This is a genomic window from Exiguobacterium sp. s78 (assembly GCF_018618985.1).
GTDB lineage: Bacteria > Bacillota > Bacilli > Exiguobacteriales > Exiguobacteriaceae > Exiguobacterium_A > Exiguobacterium_A abrahamii.
This window is the reverse complement of record NZ_JACSNB010000012.1, coordinates 1-796: the sequence shown is the minus strand read 5'-3', so window position 1 is coordinate 796 and position 796 is coordinate 1. Positions and strand designations below refer to the sequence as shown.

General features: G+C 50.8%; 6 tRNA genes and 1 rRNA gene. All 7 read left to right on the top strand.

Annotated elements, in window-relative coordinates:
* Positions 1-86 (top strand): 5S ribosomal RNA (gene rrf, locus KNQ18_RS17175); the annotation flags it as partial.
* A gap of 9 nt (positions 87-95) precedes the next feature.
* A tRNA-Val gene (locus tag KNQ18_RS17170) sits at positions 96-171 on the top strand.
* Positions 172-185: 14 nt separating this feature from the next.
* Positions 186-261, top strand: a tRNA-Thr gene (locus KNQ18_RS17165).
* 62 nt (positions 262-323) lie between these two features.
* Positions 324-410, top strand: a tRNA-Leu gene (locus KNQ18_RS17160).
* A 38-nt stretch (positions 411-448) separates the two neighbouring features.
* Positions 449-522 (top strand) — tRNA-Arg (locus tag KNQ18_RS17155).
* A gap of 4 nt (positions 523-526) precedes the next feature.
* Positions 527-603 (top strand) — tRNA-Pro (locus tag KNQ18_RS17150).
* A 22-nt stretch (positions 604-625) separates the two neighbouring features.
* Positions 626-701 (top strand) — tRNA-Ala (locus KNQ18_RS17145).
* Positions 702-796: the final 95 nt, after the last annotated feature.

Genomic DNA, 796 nt, shown 5'->3' with positions numbered 1-796 from the left:
GTTCCCATGCCGAACACGGAAGTTAAGCACTTGAACGCCGAAAGTAGTTGGGGGCTTCCCCCTGTGAGGATAGGACGCTGCCAGGCGATACATATGGAGGATTAGCTCAGCTGGGAGAGCACCTGCCTTACAAGCAGGGGGTCGGCGGTTCGATCCCGTCATCCTCCACCATTTTTATTACACTTGCCGGTGTAGCTCAGCTGGTAGAGCAACTGACTTGTAATCAGTAGGTCGCGGGTTCGACTCCTGTTGCCGGCACCATTTTTATCTTCAATGATCACCAGAATTCAATTATGAATGAAGGTTCTACCTTTTATATCCCTGCCGGGGTGGCGGAACTGGTAGACGCACAGGACTTAAAATCCTGCGGGGGTTTCCCCGTGCCGGTTCGATTCCGGCCCTCGGTACCATTTTCATTTTGATGTTTGCTGTTTGATCCTTATATTCCGCACCCTTAGCTCAGCTGGATAGAGTACTTGACTACGAATCAAGGGGTCGGGAGTTCGAATCTCTCAGGGTGCATTTTCGGGAAGTAGCTCAGCTTGGTAGAGCACTTGGTTTGGGACCAAGGGGTCGCAGGTTCGAATCCTGTCTTCCCGACCATCTTCAATTTCATTCCTTTAATGGGGCCTTAGCTCAGCTGGGAGAGCGCCTGCCTTGCACGCAGGAGGTCAGCGGTTCGATCCCGCTAGGCTCCACCATTTTTTATGACGAACTTTGAAAACTGAACGATGAGGCAAAAATCGTATTCTACGGAATACAAAAACGAATGAAGCGCAAGCTTCGTCAATCGTGA